The sequence below is a fragment of the Idiomarina seosinensis genome (assembly GCF_003987275.1).
In the GTDB taxonomy this organism is placed as follows: domain Bacteria; phylum Pseudomonadota; class Gammaproteobacteria; order Enterobacterales; family Alteromonadaceae; genus Idiomarina; species Idiomarina seosinensis.
In genome coordinates, this window is the sequence record NZ_PIQF01000001.1 from 1,071,783 (window position 1) to 1,097,737 (window position 25,955).

The 25,955-nt window shown below is 45.6% G+C and carries 22 protein-coding genes and 1 other RNA gene; 11 read left to right on the top strand and 12 right to left on the bottom strand.

Translation table 11 applies throughout. The features are described 5' to 3' along the window. Positions 1-26 precede the first annotated feature (26 nt). Both CWI81_RS05155 and CWI81_RS05160 read right to left on the bottom strand, forming a co-directional pair. Positions 27-368 carry a LytR/AlgR family response regulator transcription factor gene (locus CWI81_RS05155; RefSeq protein WP_126784213.1) on the bottom strand — a complete coding sequence of 114 codons (342 nt, stop codon included), beginning with the start codon at positions 366-368 and terminating at the stop codon, positions 27-29. A gap of 2 nt (positions 369-370) precedes the next feature. Then, the gene (locus tag CWI81_RS05160; RefSeq protein WP_126784214.1) at positions 371-748 is read right to left on the bottom strand and encodes a hypothetical protein; all 378 of its coding nucleotides are present in this window, start codon (positions 746-748) and stop codon (positions 371-373) included. Between the two features lie 122 nt (positions 749-870). On the opposite strand from CWI81_RS05160, the gene CWI81_RS05165 reads away from it, so the two are divergent. From CWI81_RS05165 to darG, 4 genes are read left to right on the top strand one after another with little or no spacing between them, the layout of a single operon-like run. Beyond that, positions 871-1,404, top strand: a complete 534-nt coding sequence (locus CWI81_RS05165) for a GNAT family N-acetyltransferase (RefSeq protein WP_034821556.1) — start codon at positions 871-873, stop codon at positions 1,402-1,404. Then, on the top strand, positions 1,401-1,979 hold the full coding sequence (locus CWI81_RS05170; RefSeq protein WP_034821472.1) for a DarT ssDNA thymidine ADP-ribosyltransferase family protein: 579 nt from the start codon (positions 1,401-1,403) through the stop codon (positions 1,977-1,979). Before CWI81_RS05165 ends, CWI81_RS05170 begins: the two co-directional genes overlap by 4 nt. Beyond that, the gene (gene darT, locus CWI81_RS05175) at positions 1,979-2,620 is read left to right on the top strand and encodes a type II toxin-antitoxin system toxin DNA ADP-ribosyl transferase DarT (protein WP_034821475.1); all 642 of its coding nucleotides are present in this window, start codon (positions 1,979-1,981) and stop codon (positions 2,618-2,620) included. The genes CWI81_RS05170 and darT overlap by 1 nt, the downstream gene beginning before the upstream one ends. Then, positions 2,621-3,688: a type II toxin-antitoxin system antitoxin DNA ADP-ribosyl glycohydrolase DarG gene (gene darG / locus CWI81_RS05180; RefSeq protein ID WP_126784215.1), complete on the top strand. Its 1,068-nt coding sequence runs from the start codon at positions 2,621-2,623 to the stop codon at positions 3,686-3,688. A gap of 50 nt (positions 3,689-3,738) precedes the next feature. Here the strand turns inward: darG and CWI81_RS05185 are convergent, their stop codons facing one another. Then, complete coding sequence (locus CWI81_RS05185; protein WP_126784216.1) at positions 3,739-4,299, bottom strand: tyrosine-type recombinase/integrase; 561 nt, start codon at positions 4,297-4,299, stop codon at positions 3,739-3,741. A 252-nt stretch (positions 4,300-4,551) separates the two neighbouring features. On the opposite strand from CWI81_RS05185, the gene CWI81_RS05190 reads away from it, so the two are divergent. The 3 genes from CWI81_RS05190 to CWI81_RS05200 all read left to right on the top strand — a co-directional run bounded on the left by CWI81_RS05190 (position 4,552) and on the right by CWI81_RS05200 (position 10,166). Further along, positions 4,552-6,492: an ATP-dependent nuclease gene (locus CWI81_RS05190; RefSeq protein WP_126784217.1), complete on the top strand. Its 1,941-nt coding sequence runs from the start codon at positions 4,552-4,554 to the stop codon at positions 6,490-6,492. Positions 6,493-6,495: 3 nt separating this feature from the next. Then, a complete protein-coding gene (locus tag CWI81_RS05195; protein ID WP_126784218.1) occupies positions 6,496-8,376 on the top strand; it encodes a UvrD-helicase domain-containing protein in 1,881 nt (626 codons plus the stop codon). Between the two features lie 278 nt (positions 8,377-8,654). Next, positions 8,655-10,166 carry a hypothetical protein gene (locus tag CWI81_RS05200; RefSeq protein WP_126784219.1) on the top strand — a complete coding sequence of 504 codons (1,512 nt, stop codon included), beginning with the start codon at positions 8,655-8,657 and terminating at the stop codon, positions 10,164-10,166. Between the two features lie 37 nt (positions 10,167-10,203). Here CWI81_RS05200 and CWI81_RS05205 read toward each other — a convergent pair whose 3' ends face one another. The 5 genes from CWI81_RS05205 to CWI81_RS05225 all read right to left on the bottom strand — a co-directional run bounded on the left by CWI81_RS05205 (position 10,204) and on the right by CWI81_RS05225 (position 15,083). After that, entirely contained in the window at positions 10,204-11,421 is a 1,218-nt protein-coding gene (locus tag CWI81_RS05205) for an integrase domain-containing protein (RefSeq protein WP_126784220.1), read from the bottom strand. A gap of 193 nt (positions 11,422-11,614) precedes the next feature. After that, positions 11,615-11,973, bottom strand: a transfer-messenger RNA (tmRNA) gene (ssrA, locus tag CWI81_RS05210). A 100-nt stretch (positions 11,974-12,073) separates the two neighbouring features. Then, positions 12,074-12,724 carry an isoprenoid biosynthesis glyoxalase ElbB gene (gene elbB, locus CWI81_RS05215; RefSeq protein ID WP_126784221.1) on the bottom strand — a complete coding sequence of 217 codons (651 nt, stop codon included), beginning with the start codon at positions 12,722-12,724 and terminating at the stop codon, positions 12,074-12,076. A gap of 24 nt (positions 12,725-12,748) precedes the next feature. Further along, positions 12,749-13,867, bottom strand: a complete 1,119-nt coding sequence (locus CWI81_RS05220; RefSeq protein WP_126784222.1) for an NADH:flavin oxidoreductase — start codon at positions 13,865-13,867, stop codon at positions 12,749-12,751. Between the two features lie 85 nt (positions 13,868-13,952). Further along, positions 13,953-15,083: a peptidase C39 family protein gene (locus CWI81_RS05225; RefSeq protein WP_126784223.1), complete on the bottom strand. Its 1,131-nt coding sequence runs from the start codon at positions 15,081-15,083 to the stop codon at positions 13,953-13,955. 97 nt (positions 15,084-15,180) lie between these two features. Here CWI81_RS05225 and purM point away from each other — a divergent pair, with 97 nt between their 5' ends. Then, complete coding sequence (purM, locus tag CWI81_RS05230; protein ID WP_126784224.1) at positions 15,181-16,236, top strand: phosphoribosylformylglycinamidine cyclo-ligase; 1,056 nt, start codon at positions 15,181-15,183, stop codon at positions 16,234-16,236. Between the two features lie 9 nt (positions 16,237-16,245). Next, positions 16,246-16,884, top strand: a complete 639-nt coding sequence (purN, locus tag CWI81_RS05235; protein WP_126784225.1) for a phosphoribosylglycinamide formyltransferase — start codon at positions 16,246-16,248, stop codon at positions 16,882-16,884. A 63-nt stretch (positions 16,885-16,947) separates the two neighbouring features. Here the strand turns inward: purN and CWI81_RS05240 are convergent, their stop codons facing one another. Further along, positions 16,948-17,649: a DUF3108 domain-containing protein gene (locus CWI81_RS05240; RefSeq protein ID WP_241970348.1), complete on the bottom strand. Its 702-nt coding sequence runs from the start codon at positions 17,647-17,649 to the stop codon at positions 16,948-16,950. 143 nt (positions 17,650-17,792) lie between these two features. On the opposite strand from CWI81_RS05240, the gene fadE reads away from it, so the two are divergent. Together fadE and CWI81_RS05250 are read left to right on the top strand one after the other, a co-directional pair. Beyond that, positions 17,793-20,246, top strand: coding sequence for an acyl-CoA dehydrogenase FadE (gene fadE / locus CWI81_RS05245; RefSeq protein WP_126784227.1), 2,454 nt, complete (start codon positions 17,793-17,795; stop codon positions 20,244-20,246). Between the two features lie 118 nt (positions 20,247-20,364). Next, positions 20,365-21,936 carry an AbgT family transporter gene (locus tag CWI81_RS05250; RefSeq protein ID WP_126784228.1) on the top strand — a complete coding sequence of 524 codons (1,572 nt, stop codon included), beginning with the start codon at positions 20,365-20,367 and terminating at the stop codon, positions 21,934-21,936. Here CWI81_RS05250 and CWI81_RS05255 read toward each other — a convergent pair. From CWI81_RS05255 to CWI81_RS05265, 3 genes are read right to left on the bottom strand one after another with little or no spacing between them, the layout of a single operon-like run. Further along, the gene (locus CWI81_RS05255) at positions 21,933-23,147 is read right to left on the bottom strand and encodes a multidrug effflux MFS transporter (RefSeq protein WP_126784229.1); all 1,215 of its coding nucleotides are present in this window, start codon (positions 23,145-23,147) and stop codon (positions 21,933-21,935) included. The genes CWI81_RS05250 and CWI81_RS05255 overlap by 4 nt on opposite strands. Next, entirely contained in the window at positions 23,147-24,919 is a 1,773-nt protein-coding gene (locus CWI81_RS05260) for a bifunctional metallophosphatase/5'-nucleotidase (RefSeq protein WP_126784230.1), read from the bottom strand. The genes CWI81_RS05255 and CWI81_RS05260 overlap by 1 nt, the downstream gene beginning before the upstream one ends. 21 nt (positions 24,920-24,940) lie before the next feature. After that, positions 24,941-25,888: an isopenicillin N synthase family dioxygenase gene (locus CWI81_RS05265; protein ID WP_126784231.1), complete on the bottom strand. Its 948-nt coding sequence runs from the start codon at positions 25,886-25,888 to the stop codon at positions 24,941-24,943. Positions 25,889-25,955 lie beyond the last annotated feature (67 nt).

Consider the following 25,955-nt stretch of genomic DNA (forward strand, 5'->3'; position numbering starts at 1 on the left):
GGGTTGGTATTCCCTGGACTTACCCATTACAAGCCAATATCAAACATTAGCTGGCGCTTATAATGGCCTCCCAACGGGAGAACCGTCTCGTCAGCTAATTCTACTTCCTGGTATCGGCCTAGCTCCGACAGAAGCTTTCTTAACTGGTCACGCTTAACTATGTGACTGCGATGAATGCGAATGAATCTATCGTCCAGTAATTCTTCCATATCAGATAAAGTCGCTCTATGAAGAACGCGCTCACTACCGAAGTAGAGCTTCACGTAGTTACCAAACGCTTCCACACGCTCTATGGATGCAACAGCAACAAAACGGACTTCACCGGGGCGCGTTTTAACAGCAATAATGTTTCGTTTCATGCTAGCCATAGTTAGTCCCTCTCCATGACCAAATCCGCATCAATGCTGTTACCACCAGCCAGCTGAATCGATGTTCGCCCCTTAATCGAGTAATCGTTGTAGATAGCGAATAGCAATGTCGAGCTGAGACCAATGGCTATAATCGCAGTGACTAGTGTCCCTGTAGATAACGTCCCAATAATACCTGAGCCCCACCCCAACGGATTCCAGAAGTTGGTGGCAAAGACTCCTGCTGAGCCGACAGCTAACGCAAAAGCACCGGATGATGCTGACTTTAATGTTTTCACGTCATCAGCCAACGAGGCACTTCTTACGGCAATTGTCTTCTCCTGCCTTTCGATAGCCCGCTTTAGCTCTGACTTGGTGTGTACGACCGTTACGTTCGACATAAATATTCTCCTAATTGACAGTTAATTAACTGCAGCCGTAACTGCCATTAGGTGATATAGGTTTGTGATTTCGTAAAATGATGGGTAATCTGGAGCAAACGGCTGATATAGGGAAATATACCGTGCTCAAACTTGACCTACCCAACCCAAAATTTGAATCGAGTTATCGCGATTACATTGACGAACTTGGCGACGAGGAACGGTACCCTTTCCCGCTTGATTTCGATCACACTGATTTCCTTGGAATGCTAGATCGCATCGAAGGTTTCAGATCCGGTGAAACCGTTCCAGTAGGTATGGTAAGTAGTTCAACGTTTTGGCTAATTGATAATAACGAAATACTTGGCTGTACCAATATTCGGCACACACTCAACGAACAAATAGAGCATGCCGGCGGGCACATAGGCTTAAGTATTCGACCTTCATACAGAAGCAAAGGGCTAGGAAAAATATTGCTCAACATGAGTCTCAACAAGGCACGAGAACTTGGCATTAACGAAGTTCACATTCATTGTCACTCGACGAATAGTTCATCGAAAGCAATGATAGAATCATGTGGAGGAGTACTAGATTCAACAGTTAAGGTGGGTGACGAAGAAATTAGTCGCTATTTAATAAGTCCGTCCAGGCCAACCTCTACCGAGGGCGATTTATGAGCATCCGTAATGGAAGGCTTCTCTACCACCTAACATCTATCGATAACATCGAGGGAATAATACGCCATGGGCTTATCCCCCGAGCAGAACTCGACAACTTTGACGATGTTGCTGACCGAGAGATCATAGGCCATCGTCAGTTACATCAGCTTGATAGCAAGGTTCCTTTTCATTTTTTTGCTAAAAACCCTTTTGATGGAAACGTGCAGGCAAATAACGCTGAAAAAGCATTCGTCCTTATTGCTGTTCACAGAGCCTTAGCCCAGAAGAAAAATTGGCAGATAATACCTCGTCATCCTCTTGCTCAACCTTTCGAAATTTATGAATTTGACCAAGGAATGGAAGTTATTGATTGGAATACAATGGATCGACGTGATTATTCCGACCAAAACTGCAAAAATATATGTATGGCAGAGTGTTTGGCTCCAGCAACAGTTGAGCCTCGATACTTTGCGAGTATTTACACTAAGACGCCGGAGCAAAGGCAACTAGTTTCTAGCTTGGCCGAACAATACAGATTAAATATTCATGTAAACCTAAATCAACAAATGTTTAGTGCTGGACAACGTACCTAATGTATAAAAACCTAAATCCTGACAAGGCGCTAATATGGCGAATTGTTCATCGAGATAATCTAGACTGGATTCTTGAACACGGTGTTTATGCTTCAAGCAGCAATCACCGATCAGATGACTGGGTGAGCATAGGTAGTGATGAACTAATTGATAAACGGTCTCGACGTGAAGTTCCAGTAGCACCGGGAGGAACACTGAGTGATTACGTTCCATTTTATTTCACCCCCTTTTCACCAATGCTCTACAACATAAAGACAGGCCGTGGCGGTGTGATTCGGCGCAATAACGAAGAAATTGTAATACTCGTTTCTAGCTTGCATGACGTTTATCAGGCTGGGTTAAGCTATGTTTACACTGACTGTCATGCTTACTCCGCCTTAGCTAATTATTACAATGAGCCGGACTCATTATCGGAGATTGATTGGGAGCTGATTCAAAAGCGGGATTTTAAGAGAGCACCTGATGATCTTGGCAAGTTAGACAGATATCAGGCAGAGGCTTTGATACACCGACACTTCCCTACCTCGCTGTTAAAGGGTATTGTGTGCTTTAATGAAAGCGTAAAACAGTCAGCTGAACAAAAAGCAGACAAGCACGGTCAAAACCTAAAGATAATAGCTCGTTCGGAATGGTACTTTTAAATGTTAAATTTTAAGACAGGAAACCTCTTAGAGTCTGATGCTGAAGCCCTCGTCAACACCGTCAATACAGTCGGTGTCATGGGTAAGGGGATCGCTTTGATGTTTAAAGAACGGTTCCCTGCAAATATGGAAGCCTACGCTCGAGCTTGTAAAGAAAACAAAGTAGCCACCGGCAAAATGTTCTTTACCCATAGTAATGAACTGGTTAACCCCCAGTGGATCGTCAACTTCCCTACCAAACAGCACTGGCGAGCCAAGTCGAAAATTGAATGGATCGATGAGGGGCTTAAAGATCTTCGAGCATTCATTGTTAACAATAACGTTCGCTCTATTGCTATCCCCCCTCTTGGAGCTGGAAACGGCGGGTTAAGCTGGAATTCTGTTCTCCCATTGATTGAACAGCATTTAGCTGACCTGAGCGATGTTGATATTCAAATTTATCAACCAACCGAGCAGTATCAGAATGTCAGTAAGCAAACCGGTGTAGAGCAATTAACAGCAGCCAGAGCCATGGTTGCTGAGTTAATCAGACGCTATTGGGTACTTGGCAACGAATGCACTTTGCTAGAAGTACAAAAATTAGCATGGTTTCTGCAGCGTGCACTGCAAAAAGAAGGAACCGCTAATCCGTTAAAGTTGGACTTCCAGCCAGAGAAGTTTGGCCCGTATGCCAACAACCTAACTCACTTATTAAACCGGCTAGACGGAAGCTATTTGCAATCTGACAAACGTATTCCAGATGCAAAACCAACAGATATCATTGCATTCAATGATAACAAACGCCAAACAGTCGAAGCTTACCTAAAAACTGAAGCCATGGAATACGATAGTGCATTGAGAAAAGCAACAGACGTCATTGAGGGATTTGAGTCGCCATACGGACTAGAACTACTTGCAACCGTTGACTGGCTCATAACAGAAGGAAGTGTAGAGCCCAATCCTGAGAAAGTCCTTGCAGCATTACGTCAACGGCCTGCGGGCGAACAGTGGGCACAACGCAAACTCAATATGTTTGATCACAAGGCTATATCCGTAGCCCTCGATGCATTAAACAGTAAGTTGCATTAACTCAAACCTTTTTAACCAAACAAAAAATAAAATAGGGGCTTACTAGGCCCCTATAGTTCCAACTCCACAAAGTCACGGTCAACATCTTCCTGAGTAATGCCAATATAACGCAGCGTCACAGCCTCAGAGCTATGACGTAGCATCTTCATTACCCTGGCGATGTCGTTGGTGTTCTTGTAAAGATGATAACCTCGTGTCTTCCGCATTGAGTGAGTACCCAGTTTAATGCCAACCTCCTCCCCTATCGCCGCGAACGCCCGCGAAACGTAACGGCGGCTAATCGGGGCCTCGTCCAAACCTTTAGACCATTGGTTCCGGTAGGACTGAAACAGGTAAATATGCTCGGGGTGCTCATCCTTTATACGAGCAATAATAGATCGTGCTTTGTCGTTCAATTTAATGGTTGCTTGTTTCGACGTCTTCCCTTCAACCAGGGTAAGACGTTCGTCGTTAATGTTTTCAAACTTGATGGACAGTAAATCTGAGATCCGTAATGCCAGGTTCAAGCCCACATCCCAAACATCAGCAATTTGCTGACCGTATGTTCGTTTGAGAAGGTAGCTAATCAGCTTTACGGTATCCAGATCTTTAACCGCTTGCACTTCGGCCATAGTCTAGTTCCTTTTTTGCTGTAAAACGTGATTTTGAGTACTTAAGAGGGTATAAAGGGGGAAATAGCCCGTTTTTAGTGGTTTTTCTTGTTCCCGTTATTGTATTTCGGGAACAAGCTTTAATTTCGACTATGATATATTTCTTAAAATTTGATGACTCGTTTTAAATGACAACTGGGCCCGCTACTAAAGTTTTTTAGCAGAACTTTTTAATGGAGTCAGTTAAGGCTCAAAGGAAAAGGATGTCAGCCGATGTACGTATCCCAAATCTATATCCAGCGTTTTAGAATATTTGAAGAGCTATATTTAACTTTGAACTCGGGGCTAAATGTCATAGTAGGTGAAAACAATTCAGGGAAGTCCGCTTTAATAGACGCGATAAGAGTTACTTTAGATACAAAATCTTCGGAGTGGACCAGAATAACAGAAACAGATTTTCACGATGACGCTGATAACTTTCATATAACACTAAAGTTTTCTGGTATTACTCCTGATCATGCGAGAAGGTTTGTTGAGCACCTCACATATGAGAAAGGTGAGGAAGGCGACAAGCAATTAGCTTTATACATAACTCTTACCGCTCACCGCACAGAGGCCATACGCAGAGGTCGGCGTATAATCCGTAGTGACTGGCGCTCAGGAATAAATGGTAATGGACCTTCAGTTGAAAGAGAAGTTCGTGAGTACTTGGCCGCGACTTATCTCAAACCTTTACGCGATGCGGAAGCAGAGTTGTCTTCAGGACGTGGTTCGAGACTAGCTCAAATTCTGTCATCTTCTAAACACTTTAAACGAGATGGCGAATCTTTCAAAACCCTCTTAGAGGGACTTATTGCTGCCAGCATAGAGGCAAAGAAAAACGACGGATTACAAAACAATAAATCTGATATCGACAAATATATAAAAGAGCTCACGTTTAATACCGATAGGTTTGAGTTATCAATAGAAATGCTCGGAAGCAAAGAGTTTGAGAATTTAGATACACTTGAGAAAGAACGAGCCTTTCAGGATATTTTGCATAGGCTAAGCTTGGTTTTAGATGAGTCACAACCTACCCAAGGGCTTGGCTATAATAACATCCTGTTTATGGCCACAGAGTTAATATTACTAGAGCAGGAAAGTGACGAGTTTCCTTTGCTATTGATAGAAGAGCCGGAAGCCCACTTACACCCTCAGTTGCAAATGAAGCTTTTAAAATTTATTCGCGACACAAAATCTCCCGCGTTACAAACCATAATGACAACTCATAGCCCAAATCTAGCATCTAAAGCTCCTTTGGAGAGCATAATACTGCTATCTAATGGCGAAGCCTTTCCACTTAAAAAAACCGATACTCTACTCGATGACGAAGATTATGTTTTTTTAGAGAAATTTCTTGACATAACGAAATCTAACTTATTTTTTGCTAGGTCTGTCCTAATTGTAGAGGGAGATGCTGAAAATATCTTATTACCGACAATCGCTAAATTAATTGGCAAGCCATTAGAAGACTATGGTGTCAGTATTGTAAACGTTGGCAATACTGCATATACACGATATGCCAAGATATTTCTAAGGCGGGATTCTTTAATTGAAGCAGAAGCTCCATCTATACCAGTCAAAGTTGCTTGTTTGAGAGATCTTGATCTTTGGCCGGAAAGATCCGACAAAGTTAAATATCCGAAATTTGGATTTAAAGAGTTAAAAAAGAAAAATGAAATTTACTGGTTACCTCGAGAAAACGAAGAGGGTAAGAAAATCGGCACTGCTCCCCAGGATAAAAGGGACGACCTAAAGTCATTTGACGTCCTTCATAATGAGAAAACACAGTCTATCACTGAACCAGAGAATATACGTGTCTTTGTCTCAGATGAGTGGACATTTGAGTACTGTCTTATTCGGAGCGGATTGGGCAAGGAGATCTACCAAATTTTGAAGACTAAAGCCGACTGCGATTATAGCGAGCTATCTGATGATGACGAAATAAGGGCAATACAGATATATCGTCTGATCGAATCTAACCATCGAAAGACAGAGCTCGCTTATCTATTAAGCCAAAAACTAATAGATGTCTATTCAAGCTCTTCGCTTACCAACCAGCTATATAAGAAGCTGCCTGAATACATAAAGTCAGCGCTTGAGTATGTAACCGATTCAACACATCCCTCAAGAAGAGCTGCACAATCGCCAAAGCTTCAAACTAGTGGAGAATAGGTTTTGCAACACACCATAATTGATGACCAAGATATTGATAATTTTCTAAATTATTTCAATAGAAAGATTGATGATTCGTCAAATCAATTATTTTTGGATAGAGAAAGGCGCAGAATATTAAAATCTTGGAGTGATGTTCAAGCATGCCCAGGTAGTGGAAAGACTACTCTTGTAGCGGTTAAATTATTAATTCTCGCAAATAAGCTGCCTCTTTCCGATGCTGGAGTTTGTGTTCTTACTCACACGAATGTAGCAAAACATGAAATCCTATCAAAAATAAGACATAGCCCCGCAGGTTACAGGTTAACGAAGTATCCTAACTTTATCGGAACCATTCAGGAGTTTGTAAATAGATTTTTAGCTGTGCCTTATTTACGTTCAATAGACCGGAAACCAACTAGAATTGATGATGACTCATGCGTTACGTTAATGCATGGCTTAGTAACTTATGGGACACAGCAATATTTAGATAGAAAGAGAGCATCACTTTTCGACTTGAAGATAAGCCATCAAACTGGAAAAGCTTCAATACCGGGTTTCAAAAAACAATCCGAATCTAAAACCTACAAGGATCTTTTAAAGGTATTAAAAGAACGCATTAGACGTGGTTATTTCTTTTATAGTGAAATGTACTGTTTCGCTCAACGGAGCCTTGAGAACAATAATGGTATGCTCTCAGCAATACGAAAGAGGTTTCCATATGTTTTGATTGATGAAATGCAGGATACACAAGACTTTCAGGACGAGCTTATCGGAGCTATATTTTCTGATTGTGATGTATCAGTACAGCGGTTGGGAGATCCCGACCAGGCCATTTTTGATAATATGGGGGGCAGCAGTCCAAACCAAACATTTAATAGTAACCACAATCTCGTTCCCTTAAAAAGCACACACCGGTTTACAAGTTCTATCGCTAAGAAAATACATGGTTTGAGCGTTACAGATATCGGCCAACTTGAATCACTCAAATGCGCCGAAGACCATAACATGCCACATACGATTTTTCTTTATACAGATTCCACAAAGAATATGGTTCTTGAGAAGTTCTGTGAGCTGATTGACACAATTGACCCTAATCGTTTAATGGGTTCTGTAAAGGCTGTTGGCGCAACAGAAGGGACCGGAGGTTATATCAGCTCGTATTGGACCTCATACGACAAGAACAAATCAATTAAAAATCCAAAGCCACAGTTATTTATAGATGCGGTATCTCGGTGCTGGTGGGATTTTGAGCAAGAATCCGGACAACAATACTCTCTTCTAGTGCAATGCATACTCGACTTGCTTAAAAGGTCAAAAATTTTCAACCAAAACGTCACTCCAAACCGCTTCCATACACACACCAGTTTGACTAACTTTCTCAGGGAATCTAATAAGTACGAGGAGTTTCGAACCCTCTTGACTTCATGGATACTAAATGGCGCTGGCAACGAAGTTAAATGGAACGAAGACTGCGCTCGGTTAATGTCCTTGTTCGATATATCATCCGACAATACTGACGCCACAGATTACTTAACTTATTCACGAAGCGATAACAATGCATCAAATATAGAAACGACACCAAAAGCTAATATTTACAGAGCTTCTTCGGGTCGAGAGGTAGAGGTATCGACCATTCACTCAGTCAAGGGCGAAACACATGATGCTACCTTGGTTTTAGAAACGAAAAACCATCAATTCGATTTAGGGGTGCTTGTAAACCGGTTATCCCTAACTGAAAGTAGTAAACTTAAAGGGGTTAGAAAAATTAAGTTTGCGCGACAAGTGTATGTAGCGGCTAGCAGACCTAGAAAGTTACTCTGCATGGCAATCCATCAAAACCATGTTCAAAGTAAGCACAGAGAAGCACTGGAGACAAACGGGTGGAGAATTCAGCTACTATAGGGCTTTACTGGCATTTGAGTTCGTTGTGTAAGCTGATGGCTGTCGCTCTATTTTTCTTTGAATTTTAACTTAATTGTCGAAGCTTAATACCTTCACAGATTGCTTCAAAATTGGGCTCAAAAATTATAACTTTTATAAAAGGATAATTGCCACTGTGACAAAAACTCAAAATGAAAAAAGATTCCTAGCCTGCAGACCTTTAAAAACGGGCTCCTTTTGTAGGAAGTATTAAACTTTTCGCGAGATAGATTCAATTAATATATATAGCGCAGTGTGACATGGCCATTTCAATTGAAAAAATACTACTAGTTCACGGCCCGAGCCTAAGCTCCGACTTGAAAGATATCTTAGTCAATCAGTATGGACTTTCGCCTGCAGCCGCGCGTCAAAAAATTAGTAGAGCAAGTGGCGATGTATACAAGCTAAAAAACCTTCCCTTCCCAAGAAATGCGACTTTCGTTTACCTCAAGTCGCAATACGGTTCTCCAGATTATTGGACTGCCTTACACGAATCCCTATTAAAGACCAAATCAGCATATGGTTTAGCAATATCAGCCCTTACGGCTAGACAAGGAATGATGCCCTATGAGCATTTTAAGATAGCTTGTGGGGCGCCATTGAGACAAAAACGGCACCTGTCCCCAGATCAAATAAAGAAAAGATTACTTGATGCCGGAATCGTCCGCACTATGACATTCAATAGTAGAGAAGTACTCTACTTAGTTCGAGATGAAAATCATAAAGAGCTTCGTCTATCAGAGCTTCAAGGGCGATTGCTAGCTGAAAGCATGTTACTAAAAGGCTTATATAGCTGGTGCCGAAATTTGGGCCTGGCAAGTTTTAATCAGCTTAAAATAAGAGATAAAGGAGAGCTACCTGTTATTTCTACAACAGCTTGGGATTTAGCCGGCCCATCATACCTTTCTGGAATCACTAGCTTTAAAAAAGGTAGCGATGAAATTAAGTCTGGCTTTATCGCTATCGATATACTGCTAAACTATATTGTATCAGAGCACGACATTGCTCCTTATCTGAAAAAACTAAATTCTTTAAAGCAACTTAAAAATGTAGGCTCTTCAATCCATTTTTTCGTCGCCTTTGAATACACTGCCGAAGCTTTCAATCTTTTGAAAAAATCTGGCGTTTCTGCTGCCACAGTTAAAAATCTTTTCGGCGTCGATATCGCTGAAGGACTATCAAATCTAATTTATACGCTCACGGTAGCAGCCAATACCATCGATAGCCCCGAAAAAATAAATGAACTTTTCGACAAGCTGGGAAAGCTAGAGGGTGCTTCATCCCTAGTGAGGGGGGCGTTATTTGAGTTTTTAGTAGCTGAAGTAATAAGATCTACTACTCAACCAGTAACCGTTGAATTAAACAAGATAGTTAGAACAAGTGACGCAAAACAGGCAGAGATTGACGTTTTTTCACCTCAACACACGAATAACGAAGTTATCTTTGCTGAATGCAAGGGTCTCAATCCAAATGCAACACTGTCAGATGAAGAGGTAGATAAGTGGTTATTTACCAGAATCAGTACAATTAGAAAGTACTGCCTTGAACATCCAGATTTACAAAATAAGCAACTAATATTTCAGTTATGGACAACCGCAAACCTATCAAGTGAATCTTTCGAAAAAATAAAAAAAGCAGCTGATGCCACAAAGAAGTATTCAATCCAACTTATTGATAAAAAATCTATAGCTGAAAAGTTGCGGTCCCACAGTTTAAAACAACTATCCGAAACTTATAGAGTGCACTTTTTAAGCCTACCTAAGGTGGGGTAATATGAACAGGTTGAGCTTATTTACCTAATTGATTTGATTATACAAACCCCATTCTAAAAGCCTCATCCAAATAACCTCCCCACCACTGCATCAACTCGCGACGACGCTCTAAATAATCCGCGCGATTATAAGCACTTCGTACTTGGTTGGGGTCGCCATGCGCCAGCGCTGACTCGATCAAGTCGGGATCTTTGCCCTCTTCGTTCATAATAGTGCTTGCTAAGGCTCTTAAACCGTGGCTAACGAGTTTGTCCTGGTAACCCATGCGTCTTAACGCCATATTGGCCGTTTGGCTGTTAATGGGCGTTTGTGGCTTTCGTAAAGAGATGAATATATGTTCATACTGATCGCTTACGCTCTTCATGTCGTCCAGTACCTTCAATGCTTGTTCACACAGGGGGACGGTGTGCTGACGACGCTTTTTCATCCGTTCAGCCGGAATCACCCAATTTGCTTGGCCGTCATCAAGCCATTGGATCTCGCTCCATTTAGCGCCAGCCGCTTCAGATGGCCTGGTCATTGTCAGCAACTGCCATTTAATAACCTGGCGAGTAATATACGTAACATTTGTTTCGTGGAGCTTTTTTAAGAAGTCAGGAAGCTCTTTTGCTGTAATTGTCGGTAAATGCTGCTTTTTAGGCTTTTTAAACGCAGATTTAATTGCAACGATTGGATTTCCGGTGATTAAGTTCTTAATGACAGCGTAATTCATTATCTCGCTTAATCGTTGAATCACACGCTTAACGGTTTCCAACCGCCCTGTTTTCTCAACCGGTCGTAGCACGTCAATTATCGTTTGAGCGCTAATCTGGCTAACCGGCGTTTCACCTAAACGGTTAAATACATGTAGCTCTAACGACCGCCAAATATCATCGGCGTAGTCAGCAGTGACCTCGCTCTTTTTAATCTCGAACCACTCTTCAGCGACTTTTATCAAAGTCGCGTTCTCTGAATAGCGTTGTGCCGCCTTTTCTTCCTCTCTGGCGAGCTTAGGGTCTACTCCTTCAGCAACTTGACTTCTAGCAGCTTCTGTAAACTCACGAGCTCGTTTAAGGCTCACATCGGGATAACTACCCAACCCCATGTTCACGCGTTTTTTGGTAATAGGGTGAATGTAATTGAAGTTCCAAAGCTTAGAGCCATTGACTCTCACTCGCAGCTGCAAGCCCTTCCCATCGGACTTAACGTAGTCCTTGTCTTTTGGTTTGAGTTGTCTGACGGCTGTATCCGTGAGCCCAATAGTAGAGCGCGCCATAAGCAGATCTCCCTTCGTTGTATTCCAAAGAGTGTATCCCAAATCGCTTGGAATACAAATTGGAATACTAAAAACTCAGGCTGCTAGCAATTTTCTTGGGAAGAACTGGGAGGAGAAACTCCTCTGAAAGCCTTGTTTTCCGTGAAATAGAAAGAAAAAAGGGGATGTCGTGAGACATCCCCTTTTATGGAATTGGTGGAGCTGGCGGGATTTGAACCCGCGTCCGCAATACCTACATCCTCGGTCCTACATGCTTATTCAGTCTTTTAATTAATCAGTGTGACGCCGACTGACAGGCTTCACAACTGACGAGTCCGATTGGTTTTAACGCTTCAGCTCCGGACAAAGCATCCACGCGAGTCTGCTTTAGTTTGAGCCATCCTGGTCCGGTCTCACAGACAAAGCGCCGGGGGATGGGCTTAGCGGGTTATTAAGCCGCTAGAGCGTAGTTGTCGTCGTTTGCAACTATAAAGTTGAGGCTTTTTACGAGGCCTGCCTCACCTCGGCATGCACCTTGGGTTTCGTGTATCCCGTCGAATCCTAATCAGCCCCAAAGTCTTACTGATAGAACATTTATTACTATACCTGAGACACCGCTTAAGTGCTATAAGTTCCGCACTTAAGCGGTTATTTATTAGGCTTTTAGCAAAAACTAAGCCATATAAAGTACTTTTTCGACCAGTTTGCTGATACCTGCTTCAGCGTCGGGGATATTTTGCGCCAGCATATAGGCGGGCGTGGTGACCAACTGGTGTTTATCATCAACCACAATATCTCGCACATCACAGTCGATATGCTCACCGCCCATTTCATTAATGGCTGACGACACATCAGCGTCGTTGCCGACGGTTACTTTAACGCCATCACCATAGATATATGGCAACAATACCGGTGCTATACACATGTATCCGGCTGGCTTGTGCGCATCGCGAAATGCTTCGCCTACTTTCAGTACTTGCTCATTAATGGTCATCTGTGCACCATTAACCGCAAAGTCACAGAAGTTTTTAGCAACTCCAAAGCCTCCCGGCAAAATCAGCGCATCAAATTCATCAACATTCAGTTCGTGCAAAGGTTTAATTTCGCCGCGCGCAATTCGCGCAGACTCTTCCAGCACGTTGCGTTTGTCGCTGGCTTCTTCGCCCTTTAGGTGATTAATCACTTGTGTTTGCTGAGTGTCCGGCGCAAAACACTGGTAACTCGCCCCCTGCTTACTAATATGCAGGAGCGTTAGTACGGCCTCATTAATTTCAGCACCATCAAAAGCGCCAGAGCCTGACAATAATACCGCTACGTTTTTCATCACAAACCTCCGCTTCTCAGCTCGTTATTCGGCTTCGACATGCTGGTCGTGCTGATCACGCCACTGCCATTCATTCTCCAGGGTAGCAGTCGGCTGCAGCATGGCGAAGTCTAAGTCTTCAACCGGGTCGCCCGACTTCAGGCGTTTCGGTAATTCTGGGTTAGCCAGTGCTTTTTTGGCAATAGCTAGCAGTGCATTTGGATAATGCGCCGCAACGTGTTCGTAATTTGATTCATCGATACCGCCATTCACAATCAACGGAATATCGCTAAATTCCTGAACAATTTCAGCTAACGATTTATTGCTACCGCCTTTGAAAGGTTTACGGTTAACGTCAGTGTCTGTGGTATGGATATAGTCGACACCCGCGTCTTTCAAGGCTTTGACAATTTTGATCATGGCATCTTCGCCTTCAGGCCACTGATAGTCGGGGTCGGTTACTGTGATTTGGCTTAACCGAATGCCGACGATAAAGTTATCTTTTGCTGCGGACTTCGCCGCCTTAGCCACCATCGCCACAAACTTTAAACGGTTACCAATAGCTCCGCCCCACTGGTCGCCGCGCTGGTTAAAATAATCACTTAAAAACTCGTTCAGCAAATAGCCATTCGCGGCATGTAACTCAACACCGTCAAAACCTGCTTCTTCGGCGCGGTTTACTGCACCGACAAAACCTTGCATAACCGCATCAAAATCTGATTCATCCATGGCTTTAACCTCGGTCCAGCCATCGGTTTTGCCATACATATCCAGCGGCTCACCTTTCGGCATTACCGCACTTGGAGCAATTGGTGTGTCGGTATATTCGTTATGTTGGAACTGCGCACCGGCGTGCATTAACTGCAAAATAAATTTGCAGTCGTGCTTATGAACGCGTTCTACAATGTTTTTCCAGGCATCTGTTTGTGGCGCATCAGTAATGCCTGGTTGGTTTGCGTAGCCTTGGCTTGCCTGGCGGTCGGTATACACGCCTTCACTGATGATCATGCTCCAGCCGCCTTTGGCGAAGCGTTCGTAATAGTCGCCCATCAATTCCGTGGGCTTACCTTTCTTTTCCGCACTGGTACGCGTCATTGGCGCCACCACAAAACGATTATCTAATTTATGGCCGTTTACTTCGAAATCGTCAAATGCTGAACTCATACTTCAATCCTTTTCGCTTGGCTATCGATATATGCGGTTAAGCATAGCTGTTGCGATGTAATACGGCGAATTCAAGCCTGATTGATCACTTTTCCGTTAATACCACCGCCGCTTTTTGCTTACGACCACCGTAACCAAAGGCCTTATTAAAGGTGCCAATAGGAATAGGAAGATACTGCCGCTGGGTGGAGGACTCCCAGGGTAAGGTGTCGTAATCAGGGTCATTAATATAAACAAAATCATCGTCGGCGGCACAAATAAGTACCCAATGCGGCGCTCTGATACCGTCAAACGAGTAGGTCGAAATGAGTGCCATGACCAAGGCACCGTTGGCTAAATCGGCTTTTAATAGAGCTGTCGTATAGTCACGTACATTAATTGCAACGCCCTGCTCCATTAAAAAGGTGCGATCGGCTTCTTGTATCCGCTGCATCACCTCTTTTTTCTGTGCCTGCCGCACAGAATCAATAAACAGCGGCCCATCAGCATTCACTTCTACTGTTACCGACAACCCCCTTTTGAGAGCTGCGCGCGCCAGACCATGAGGACCACAACCACCATGCCCTGAAGTCATATAAATAGTGGTTGCTTCGCGCCAAATTTCTAGCTCTTCAGCGGCGGGATCGGTACTCGGTCGGTCAAAATAGTCCATCGCCATCAATAAGCTCGCCGGACCACAGGTAAACTCTGTGGTTTGCGTTAACATTGGTACATATTCTTCGGTCGCACCCACGCCCGAATCATCGCCAATTTCGTAACGCGGCAATAATTTTTGCATCACCAGCGCATCGCGCGATTGACTATGACTGGGTGGGAAGTAGGCTTCGCGTAGTTCGATAGTACGGAACCCCTCCTTTACTAAAAGCTGCTCTGCAATTTGATTCGAGGTGGCAATTTCGGTTCGTAAGAATAAGCAGTGACGCGTGTCGGCGGCCTCCTCTGCTGTTACGAGCAACTGCTGTCCGTATCCAGCCTGACGATGGCCGGGCGCTATAACTAATGCGTATAATCGAGCCAGATTGGTATTGTTTCGGTATAACACCACGAAGTAGCCAACGACATCATCGTCAATCAGCGCCACCTGGAAGTCGGCCGATACTGACTCAATAAAACGCTTAAAGCTGCGACGACTGATTGCATCTTCAGGAAAGGTTTGTTTTTCTAACGCTACCACAGCGTCTAAATGCAGCTTTGTGGCGGGCATAACTGTAAGCATTTCGCGGGGCCTAAAATCCAACCGGTTTTGGAGTACCTTTTGTACCACAATTCGTGGTAAACTTGCGCGCAAATTTTGCGCCTGTTGAGGAATTTTCGTGAGCAATAACAAACCATCTCTTAGCTACAAAGACGCAGGGGTCGATATTGACGCCGGCAATGCCCTAGTTGACCGCATTAAAGGGGTCACAAAACGGACAAGTCGCCCGGAGGTCATGGGCAGCATTGGTGGTTTTGGAGCGCTGTGCGAACTTCCTGAGGGTTATAAAAAGCCAGTACTGGTTGCCGGCACCGACGGCGTTGGCACTAAATTACGCTTAGCAATAGACCTTAAGCAGCATCGCGGCGTCGGCATCGACTTAGTTGCAATGTGTGTTAACGACTTGATCGTACAAGGTGCTGAACCACTATTTTTCCTCGATTATTATGCCACAGGCAAACTCGACGTTGATGTTGCAGCGGACGTCGTCACCGGCATCGGCGATGGCTGTGAGCAGTCAGGCTGTGCCTTAATTGGTGGCGAAACCGCCGAAATGCCGGGCATGTACGAGCATGGCGATTACGATCTAGCAGGCTTTTGTGTCGGCGTGGTCGAAAAAGAAGAAATTATTGACGGCTCAAAAGTTGCTGAAGGCGACGCATTAATAGCCCTGGCATCAAGTGGACCTCATTCAAATGGTTACTCACTTATTCGCAAAATTATCGAAGTGAGCGAAGCCGACCTTGAATCAGACCTACACGGCCGCAGTTTAGCTCAGCATTTACTTGAGCCAACCCGAATTTATGTTAAGTCGGTACTAGAGTTAATCAAGCAAGTCCCTGTGCACGCTCTTTCTCACATTACCGGTGGTGGCTTCTGGGAAAACATCCCACGTGTGCTGCCGGCAGGCACAAAAGCGGTGATTGATGGTAACAGCTGGGACTGGCCGGTTATTTTTGATTGGTTAAAAGACAACGGCAACGTCAACATGAAAGAGATGTACCGAACCTTCAACTGTGGTGTTGGTATGGTCATTGCCGTTCCCCATGAGCATGCTGAGCGTGCGGTCGAAGTACTTACTGCCGCCGGAGAAACTGCCTGGAATATCGGCCATATAGCAACTGCAACTGATGCTGATGAGCAAGTTGAAATTTTAGCTGACGAAACTCGCTAAGGCTGAATAATGAAGCGCATTGTGGTACTTATTTCCGGCACGGGCTCCAACATGCTCGCCCTTCAAAAAGCGTGTGAAGAGCACAAAATTGCCGGGCGCATTGTTGCCGTAGTTTCTAATAAAGCGTCCGCAAAAGGCCTTGAAAAAGCGGCAGCTAAAGGCATTGATACCGACGTTTTATCACATAAGTCATTCGCCAGCCGTGAAGCTTACGACACAGAGCTTAAAACTCTGATTGACAGCTATCAGCCAGACTTAGTGGTACTAGCAGGATTTATGCGTATTCTTACTGGCGAATTCACCCGCCATTACGAAGGCCGCATGCTTAACATTCACCCGTCTTTATTACCGAAGTACAAAGGTATTAATACCCACCAGCGAGCATTAGATGCTGGCGATGAGGAGCATGGGGTTAGTGTGCACTTTGTCACCGAAGAGCTCGATGGCGGGCCGGTCGTGCTACAGGCAAAAGTCCCAATTTTTGACGGCGATAGCACGGATGACTTGCAGGCGCGCGTACATGAGCAGGAACACCGTATTTACCCGATGGTGGTTAACTGGTTCTGCCAGGACCGGCTTAAACTGGAAGGTGGCCGTGCGACTCTTGAAGGCCAACCCTTGGGTGAGAGTGGCTACGCTGCGGAGTAGTTTGTACTTGCGTCAAGGACGCAAGCTACCGTCAGGGACGCAAGCTACAACCAATGGCGCAAGCTACTGAGTTAATGACCGCAGGGTCATTTTGGCTTGCTCGTCACCTTCTTTAAATTGCTGCATTTGAACCAATAAATAATTCAATTCCGGCGCCAACCAGAAGTACGTTTGGCGTCGGTTGTTATCACGCACACGTTCTACTTTAACGGTCTTAAAGCTACCGTATGGTGTTTTCAGCTGTTCATTGCCGACTATCGCAAAACGGTAGGTATCCTCTCGACCTTTTTCATCGATAATAGAATAGGTTAGATCCTCACTGCCCGCAGCAACATCCAGCCGCAGCTTTTCTATGACACTCGCTTCGTCGTACAGTCCATTATTCCAGCCAATCTCCAACAGCCTGCCACTATCAACGTTTTTCACCTGTTTTTGTTGCGCGTCAAAGCTGGCATGAAATGATTTATCCGAACCTGTGCCGCTACGCATATACAAAAACTCTATAGGAATGAAACGCTGCTTATCTTCGTTATAAGTGAATACCGACCTAGTCTCGCGGGTATCCGACAAAATAAACCAGGAAATATCTGTTTTACCGCGTAACTGCCATTCTCCTTCGGGGGAAACTTCTAGTTTCCGGTAACCTTCACCATACTCACTTCCTCCCCGAGTGACTTGATACTCGGCTTCGTAAGGTTCCAGTTCTATTTGTTCAGCAGCGGTACTAAAACTCAGCAGAGCTACTGCAGCCACTAACCATTTCATCAGCCTATCTCCTGCCGCAAAGTTCACTTTCCACTCCATCAGACTTCTTTTTCAAACGCGCGTTCAATTTTCTCTTGAAAATAATCCTCGCATGATCTAACTTGCATGTATTACTGGTCAGACCTCTAATTTGGAGTATCACTATGAGTGTCGCATTATGGATCATCGCAACGATAATCGTTGCTGGTGTTTTAACGTACAAACGAGCCAGCCTAATCGGTTTCAGCTTAGGCATGGTTATTATGTTTGCTGTCGGCAATATATTCAATATCGTCGGCCCTGTGCTATGGGTTTTGCTTGCCATTGCCCTGGTTCCGCTGAATATTACCAGCATCCGTCAAAACTTCATGACGAAGCCAATTTTAAAAGCATACCGTAAAGTCATGCCGGAAATGTCGGATACTGAACGTGATGCGTTAGAAGCCGGTACCGTGTGGTGGGAAGGCGAACTGTTTGGTGGCAATCCAGACTGGAAAAAGCTGCACGACATTCCAAAAGCCGAGCTTAGTGAAGAAGAACAAGCGTTCTTAGACGGACCTTGCGATGAAGTCTGCAAGATGCTCGACGACTGGCAGGTTACCCATGAACTGACCGATATGCCTGACGATGTCTGGCAATATCTGAAAGACCATAAGTTCTTTGCCATGATCATCAAGAAAGAATACGGCGGCTTAGAATTCTCAGCCTACGCACAATCGCGGGTACTGCAAAAGCTAGCGGGCGTCAGTACTGTACTGGCATCAACCGTTGGTGTACCTAACTCTCTAGGTCCGGGCGAATTGTTACAGCATTATGGTACCAAAGAACAGCAGGACCATTACTTACCGCGTCTTGCTAACGGTGATGAGATTCCATGTTTCGCGCTAACCAGTCCTGAGGCTGGCTCAGATGCGGGTGCTATCCCTGATTCGGGTGTGGTCTGTAAGGGTAACTGGAACGGCGAAGAAATCGTCGGCATTAAGCTTAACTTTAATAAGCGTTATATTACTCTGGCACCGGTCGCTACTGTACTTGGTCTGGCCTTTAAAATGTACGATCCGGATGGCCTGATCGGTGAGCAACAAGAACTGGGAATTACCTGCGCGTTAATTCCACGCGATACCGATGGTGTCGAAATTGGCCGTCGCCACTTCCCACTAAACGTTCCATTCCAGAATGGTCCAATCCGCGGTAACGATGTGTTTGTGCCACTGGATTACATTATCGGTGGTCAGCAAATGGCCGGTAAAGGCTGGCGTATGCTGGTTGAATGTCTGTCTGTTGGTCGTGCCATTACATTGCCGTCTAACAGTGCCGGTGGTATTAAACAAATGGCCTTGGCAACAGGCGCTTATTCACGCATTCGTCGTCAGTTCAAATTACCGATTGGTAAAATGGAAGGCGTTGAAGAGCCAATGGCACGTATCGGCGGCAATGCCTACTTAATGGATGCTGTTACGACGTTGTCGACGAAAGGCATCGATCTCGGTGAGAAGCCGTCAGTTATTTCAGCTATCGCCAAATACCACATGACTGAAAAGCTGCGTGCCTGTATGGACGACGCAATGGATATTCATGGTGGTAAAGGTATCTGTTTAGGTCCAAATAACTATCTGGGCCGTGGTTACCAAGGCGTGCCTGTCGCTATTACAGTAGAAGGCGCTAACATCCTGACCCGCAGCATGATGATATACGGCCAGGGCGCAATTCGCTGCCATCCTTATGTCTTAAAAGAGATGGAAGCATCGGCGCAAGAAGGTTCAAAAGCATTAGCTGAGTTCGACAAAGCCATCTTCGGTCATATTGGCTTTGCGGCGAGCAACTTTATTCGCTCAATCTTCTTTGGCTTTGGTGGCTATCGTTTAAGCGCCGCACCAACCACAGATTCGACTAAGATCTACTACCAGCAAATGAACCGCTTTAGTGCCAACTTAGCATTGTTATCCGACGTTGCAATGGGTGTACTGGGCGGTAGCTTAAAGCGTAAAGAGCGCATCTCTGCTCGCTTAGGCGATATGTTGAGTTACTTGTATCTGGCATCTGCAACGGTCAAACGGTTTGAAGATCAAGGTCGTTTAGACGGTGACAAACCACTGATGCATTGGGCGATGCAGGACACCTTGTATAAGTTACAAGAATCACAGTTGGCGATGCTGGAAAACTTTGGTGCTATCGGTACCGTGTTACGCACTATCATGTATCCATTTGGTCGCATTGCTAAGCGTCCAAGTGATAAGACTGACCACAAGGTCGCGCGTATCCTGATGGAACCAAGCAGCACTCGTAGCCGCTTAGGTGACGGTCAGTTCTTAAGCGCAGAAGGTCCATTTGGTTTCTTAGAACAAACCTTAGAAAACATGATTGCGTGTGAGCCATTGCATAGCAAAATCTGCAAGGCAGCCGGTGAACGCTTTAGCTTTACACAGCTAGACGCCCTAGCCGACAAAGGCTTGGAACTGGGTGTTATCAGTGAAGACGAGGCAGACTTAATGCGTCGTACTGAAGAAGGTCGCCTGCGCACCATCAATGTTGATGACTTTGACCCTGCCGACCTATTGGCTGGCAAAGCAGCCTTTGACTATGCTTTAAAAAACTTAGCTAAAGGCGAAGCTGCTTAAAGCTATCAGCGTTTAATCAAGTTTGAAAAACGGCACTTATTACAGTGCCGTTTTTTTATGTCCTAAAATTGGGTAGAATCAAGCGCCTAATTAAAACATTATAAACAGAGTCCCTTTTATGCAGTCTCCCAATAATAGCTATGACGCTACCAGCAAGCGCGGTTGGTTTACCCGCTTTCTTGATAGCGTTGAATGGCTAGGCAACTTGTTGCCCCACCCGATTACCCTGTTTGCTATCTTTTGTGTGTTCATTATCGTTGCTAGCGGTGTAGCTGCGTTTTTTGACGTTAGTGCTATTGACCCGCGTGATGGCGAAACGGTCATCCCTGCCGTCAGTTTAATGACTGCTGAAGGCGTGCAACGCATGGTGACCAACCTGGTCACTAACTTTACCGGCTTTACACCGTTAGGAACGGTGTTGGTTGCTTTGTTGGGGGTTGGTGTTGCCGAGCGTTCGGGACTTATTTCTGCTGCAATGCGCGGCCTGGTCATGAAAGCGCCACCGCAATTGATTACCGTAACTGTCGTGTTTGCCGGGGTTATTTCGAATACCGCTTCAGAGCTGGGTTATGTGGTATTGGTGCCATTAGCCGCGATGATCTTTTACGGTCTTGGCCGTCATCCGTTGGCAGGCCTGGCCGCCGCCTTTGCTGGTGTATCTGCGGGTTATAGCGCCAACCTATTAATTGGTACTGTGGACCCTTTGCTGTCGGGTATCACCGCCGAAGCCGCTAAAATTATCGACCCTGAATACACCGTTGGCGCTGAAGCTAACTGGTACTTTATGATGGTTAGTACCTTTATGATCGCTATTCTTGGTGCGTTAATTACCGACAAAATTGTCGAACCGAAACTGGGTAAATACAATAACGACGAAGCATCGGTTGATTTAAGCGATCAGTCCTCGATGGAGCCGTTGAATGCTCTGGAAAAGCGTGGGCTAGTTTACGCCGGATTGAGTGTTGTCGTTATTGCCGCAATTTTAGCGCTGACAGTGGTTCCGGAGTGGGGCATTTTACGTCATCCCGAGACCGGTGATGTTAAAGGCTCGCCATTTTTAAAAGGGGTCGTGGTTTACATCTTTTTTGCCTTTGCTATCCCTGGCTTTGTTTATGGCCGTACAGTAGAGACTATGAAGAACGACCGCGACGTTATCGACGCAATGTCGCACAGCATGAGTACTATGGGAATGTACATTGTGCTGGTGTTTTTTGCAGCGCAGTTCGTTAACTTTTTTAAATGGACCAACTTCGGTACTATTTTCGCCATTAACGGTGCCGAGTTTCTGACCAATATGGGGTTAACCGGCCCCTTGTTGTTCGTATTCTTCATTATGATCTGCGGCTTCGTTAATCTGATGCTGGGCTCTGCCTCCGCTCAGTGGGCAATTACGGCTCCAATATTTGTGCCAATGCTAATGTTGGTTGGCTACTCTCCGGAAGTGATTCAGGCAGCTTATCGTATTGGTGATTCCGTCACTAACGTCATTACCCCAATGATGAGTTACTTTGGCCTGATACTTGCGGTCGCCGCTAAATATAAGAAGGACCTGGGAATAGGCACACTAATTGCCATGATGTTGCCTTACTCGATGATCTTCTTTATTGGCTGGACTATTTTGTTCTTTATCTGGGTGTTCGGTTTTGGTCTACCTGTAGGCCCCAGCGCTCCAACCTACTACGGGGGTTAAGCGGAAGTTAATTCCGGTTTTCTCATTAAGCGGTAGCAGGCAACAGCCAATATGCCTGCCCCGCTTATCACCCAGGCCATCGCGTAGTCACTGACCACACTCACATAATTAACCCCCATAGAAACTAATCCGGCAATTAAAAACTGTAAGCTACCGGTAACTGCCGATGCTGAACCTGCCCGCTCCTGTTGATTCGCTAAAGCGCCAGCCATAGCATTAGGAAACACCAACCCCAGAGTCGAGATATAGGCAAATAATGGAATAAGCACGCCCCACAGTGGCGCCTGACTATAGGCAGCTACCGCCATACCAACCGACACAGTGGCTAATACGGGTAACGAGAAATTCAAAATTTTACGCGATGCAAACCGCTTCAATAACCAACCGTTGAGCTGTGCAAAGCCAATAATACCAATCGCGTTAGCGCCAAACAGCCAACTGTAGCTGGTCGGGCTGAGCCCAAATACTTCGATAAACAATAGTGGCGAACCGGTAATATAGGCAAATAGCCCGGATTGGGCGATACCACCGGTCAACGAATAGCGCAGAAAGTCCGGATCTTTTAAAACACTCCAGTAAGTTTTACCACTGTGCCGCATGCGCACGTCGTAGCGACGCCCGCGAGTTTCCGGTAACACTAAATGAATAGTCAGCGCGCAGGCTATTCCCAGCGCGGCAACGATCCAGAATAGCGCGCGCCAGCCCAGGAAGCTCGTTACATAAGCACCAAATAGAGGCGCTAAGATAGGCGCCACGCCCATCACTAAAATAAGAAAGGAAAACACCCGGGCAGAAGCTTGCGGCGTATACAAATCGCGTACAACCGCTCGAGCAATGACGATGCCGGCACAGGCACCAATCGCCTGAAAAAAGCGCATTGTAATTAGCCATTCAATGGTAGGCGCCCAGGCGCAAGCAACCGAAGTCACTACGTAAATTGCCAAACCTATGTACAGCGGTTTTTTACGACCAAATTTATCAGTTGCTGTGCCATAGAGCAGCTGGCCAATAAACAAACCAAAGAAAAACGCGGTTAACGACAGCTCTACCCGGTGGGTGTCAGTCGCATAGTCTTTAGCAATCGCCGTGAATGCCGGCAAATACATGTCAATGGAGAGTGGCGCGAATGCTGTAAGCAACGCCAGTACGACAACGGTTATGTCAAATCTGGCTTTATCAGAGACGGGGTGTGACTCGTTAACACGAGCCACTATTTATTGCCTTGGTAGGCTTGGGTGGCAAATTCGTCGGGACGCTGCAATGTGCCCTGCTCCCGCGCGTAATCGGCCAGTGCTTTGGCATAGTCGATTCCAGTATTTTTAGCGCGCCCTCGCTCTGTCAGGTTATAGAACGTCTCGTAGCCGTCCTGCCCACCGGCGATAAAGCTGTTTGTCACCACGGTATAAGTTTCTCGCGGTCGCACCGGTTGCCAACTCTCAGTTGCTTTATCCCATACCTGAATAGCTGACACCCGATCGCCAAACCCCTGACTCAAGTCAACCCGGTAACGGATACCAGCGCCGTACGGATAAGCGCTTTTCGAGCCACCATCGGATACTGAGTATGCCAGTGCTTCTTCCATGACCTGCTTAAGTTCAGAGCCACTAATTTCAATCGAGACTAAGCTATTGGCGAAAGGTAGTACGTTAAACGCATCGCCAATGGTGAATTCACCAGCCTCAATGTCACCACGCACTCCACCACCATTTTGCAGTGCAAAGTCGGCCTGCGGTACCGCATGTAAAAAGGCTTCAGCCGTCAGCCGATGCGCACCAGAACTGATAACATCGGCGCAACCAGAACGTCTCGGCTGATCAATTTCCTGACTACATATGGTTTCAGGAACCTCTGCTAACACCTCCACAGAAAACTCTCTTACCTTGTCCTGGTAACGATCTAACAGGCGCTGAACGTTGCCGTCCGGCTCCACAAAACTGTACACACCGCTTTGCTTTAGCGCTGTTTTTAGAGGCTCTAACGTTGTCACGGCACCTTCGGCAGGTTGAATATCTTCACCCAAAAGAAAGTGGGGGCGTCCACCGCAGTTCGCAACCCGGTCACCGATAAACTGAACCTGTAACTCACCCACTACCTGGCTGTATTGATAAGCATGGGCTAAACAAACCGTGTCGCCGTCTGCATTACTAACAACTGTCGGGTACGGACCTACTGGCTCCATTCCAAACTCAGAAAAGTCACCTAGTAATGTATGTGAATCACCACCAATCACAACATCTACCGCCGGTAACTGCTGGATCAGTTCCAGGTCGCGTAAGTATTGAATATGACTCAATAAAACGATTTTCTCGATACCTTTTGACCGCAGCTCGGTAATTGCCCGGCGGGTAGCCACAAGTTCATCTTCAAACTCGGTAGTTTCATCGGGTTGAGATGATTTCTTAGTTTTCGTCCCGATGGTCAGCCCGACCACACCAATGGAATTGCCGCCGCGCTGAAACACCGCGTACGGAGAAAAGGAATCAGTCATGGTCGTGGGCGTTAGCGGCGACACACCTAACTCCGGTTTAACATTGGCAGACAGTTTCGCGGTCGGACATGCTGGTGTTCCTAGCTTATCTAAAAACTCTTTTAGTCCAGCATCACCTTTATCAAACTCATGATTACCAATAGTAAACGCATCAAAGCAGACTTCGTTCATTACTGCAGCGTCGACTTCGCTACCAAACAGAGTAAAGAAAAGACTACCAGTAATGGCATCGCCGGCATGCAATGTAAGTACATTGTCATGTTGTTCGCGGAGCAGTGAGATTTGCTGAGCAACCCGGGCGAAGCCGCCACTTTCGAGCTGCCACTGCTGGCCATCCCAACTTAGCTCACGTTGTTTTGCCGCCAAATTAGAGTGGTGATCATTAATATGTAACACCGTCAGCGAGAAGTCCTGCGGTGCTTGTGGCTGTTGCGAAGCGCAACCCGCCAAAAGCAATGAACCCACCCATAAAACTGATAGTCGACGTAAAGTCATGTTTGCTTCCTGAGCCGTTTGTTAGTCTTTAACCAAACCAATTTCACGTAACCGTTCCATTAAGTAATCATCTGCGGTAATTGCCGGATCACGTTGTGGATTGTCATCACTAATACAGGAAGACAACGGCGTTATCATGACATCTGGATTAAAATGCAGGAAAAAAGGAATCGAATAACGCGACTTTGCATTATACGGTGCCGGCGGATTAACCACACGGTGTGTGGTTGACGGCAACACATGATTGGTCAGACGTTGCAGCATATCACCGACATTACAAATGATAGCGCCCTCAATAATCGTTACCGGTACCCAACTACCGTCTTTTGCTAACACTTCGAGTCCGGGTTCGCGTGAGCCCACCAGTAGCGTCAACACATTAATGTCTTCATGCGCACCAGCCCGCACCGACGGCGTTCCCTCGTCTATAATCGGCGGATAGTGCAGCGGCCGTAAAATAGAGTTACCGTTGTTGACTTTGTCGCGGAAGAAGTCTTGCGGCTGTTCCAGGAATACGGCCAAAGCTTCCAGCACTTTATTACCCAGCTTATCCAGTTCGCGGTATATCGCGATCATGTCATCTTTAAACTTTGGCAATTCCTGCGGCCAAACATTAGGCAACAACTGCGGGTATTCAGGTTCACCCTCAACTTCCCGGCCGACATGCCAGAACTCTTTAAGGTCAACATGCTTAGCATCTTTCGCAATTTCGGTGCCGAACGGGGTATAACCTCGCGCCCCGCCCTGACCAGGGCGATGGTACTGCATCTTAACCTCTTCTGGCAGCGCAAATAGCTCCCGACAGGTATCCAGCGCCCGTTCAATAAGCGCGGTGTCGATACCGTGATGCGTTAATGCAATAAAACCATATTTGTCATACCCATTACCCACTTCCTGGGTAAATGCATCAAAGTTTTCGTCATAGCGACGCATATCGACGTGAGGGATAGAATGAGAAGCAGACTGCATGCGATTGTCCATCAGTTGGTAATTTTGAAGTAAAATAGATGCGTATTTTAAGCCGATTGCCGTGTTT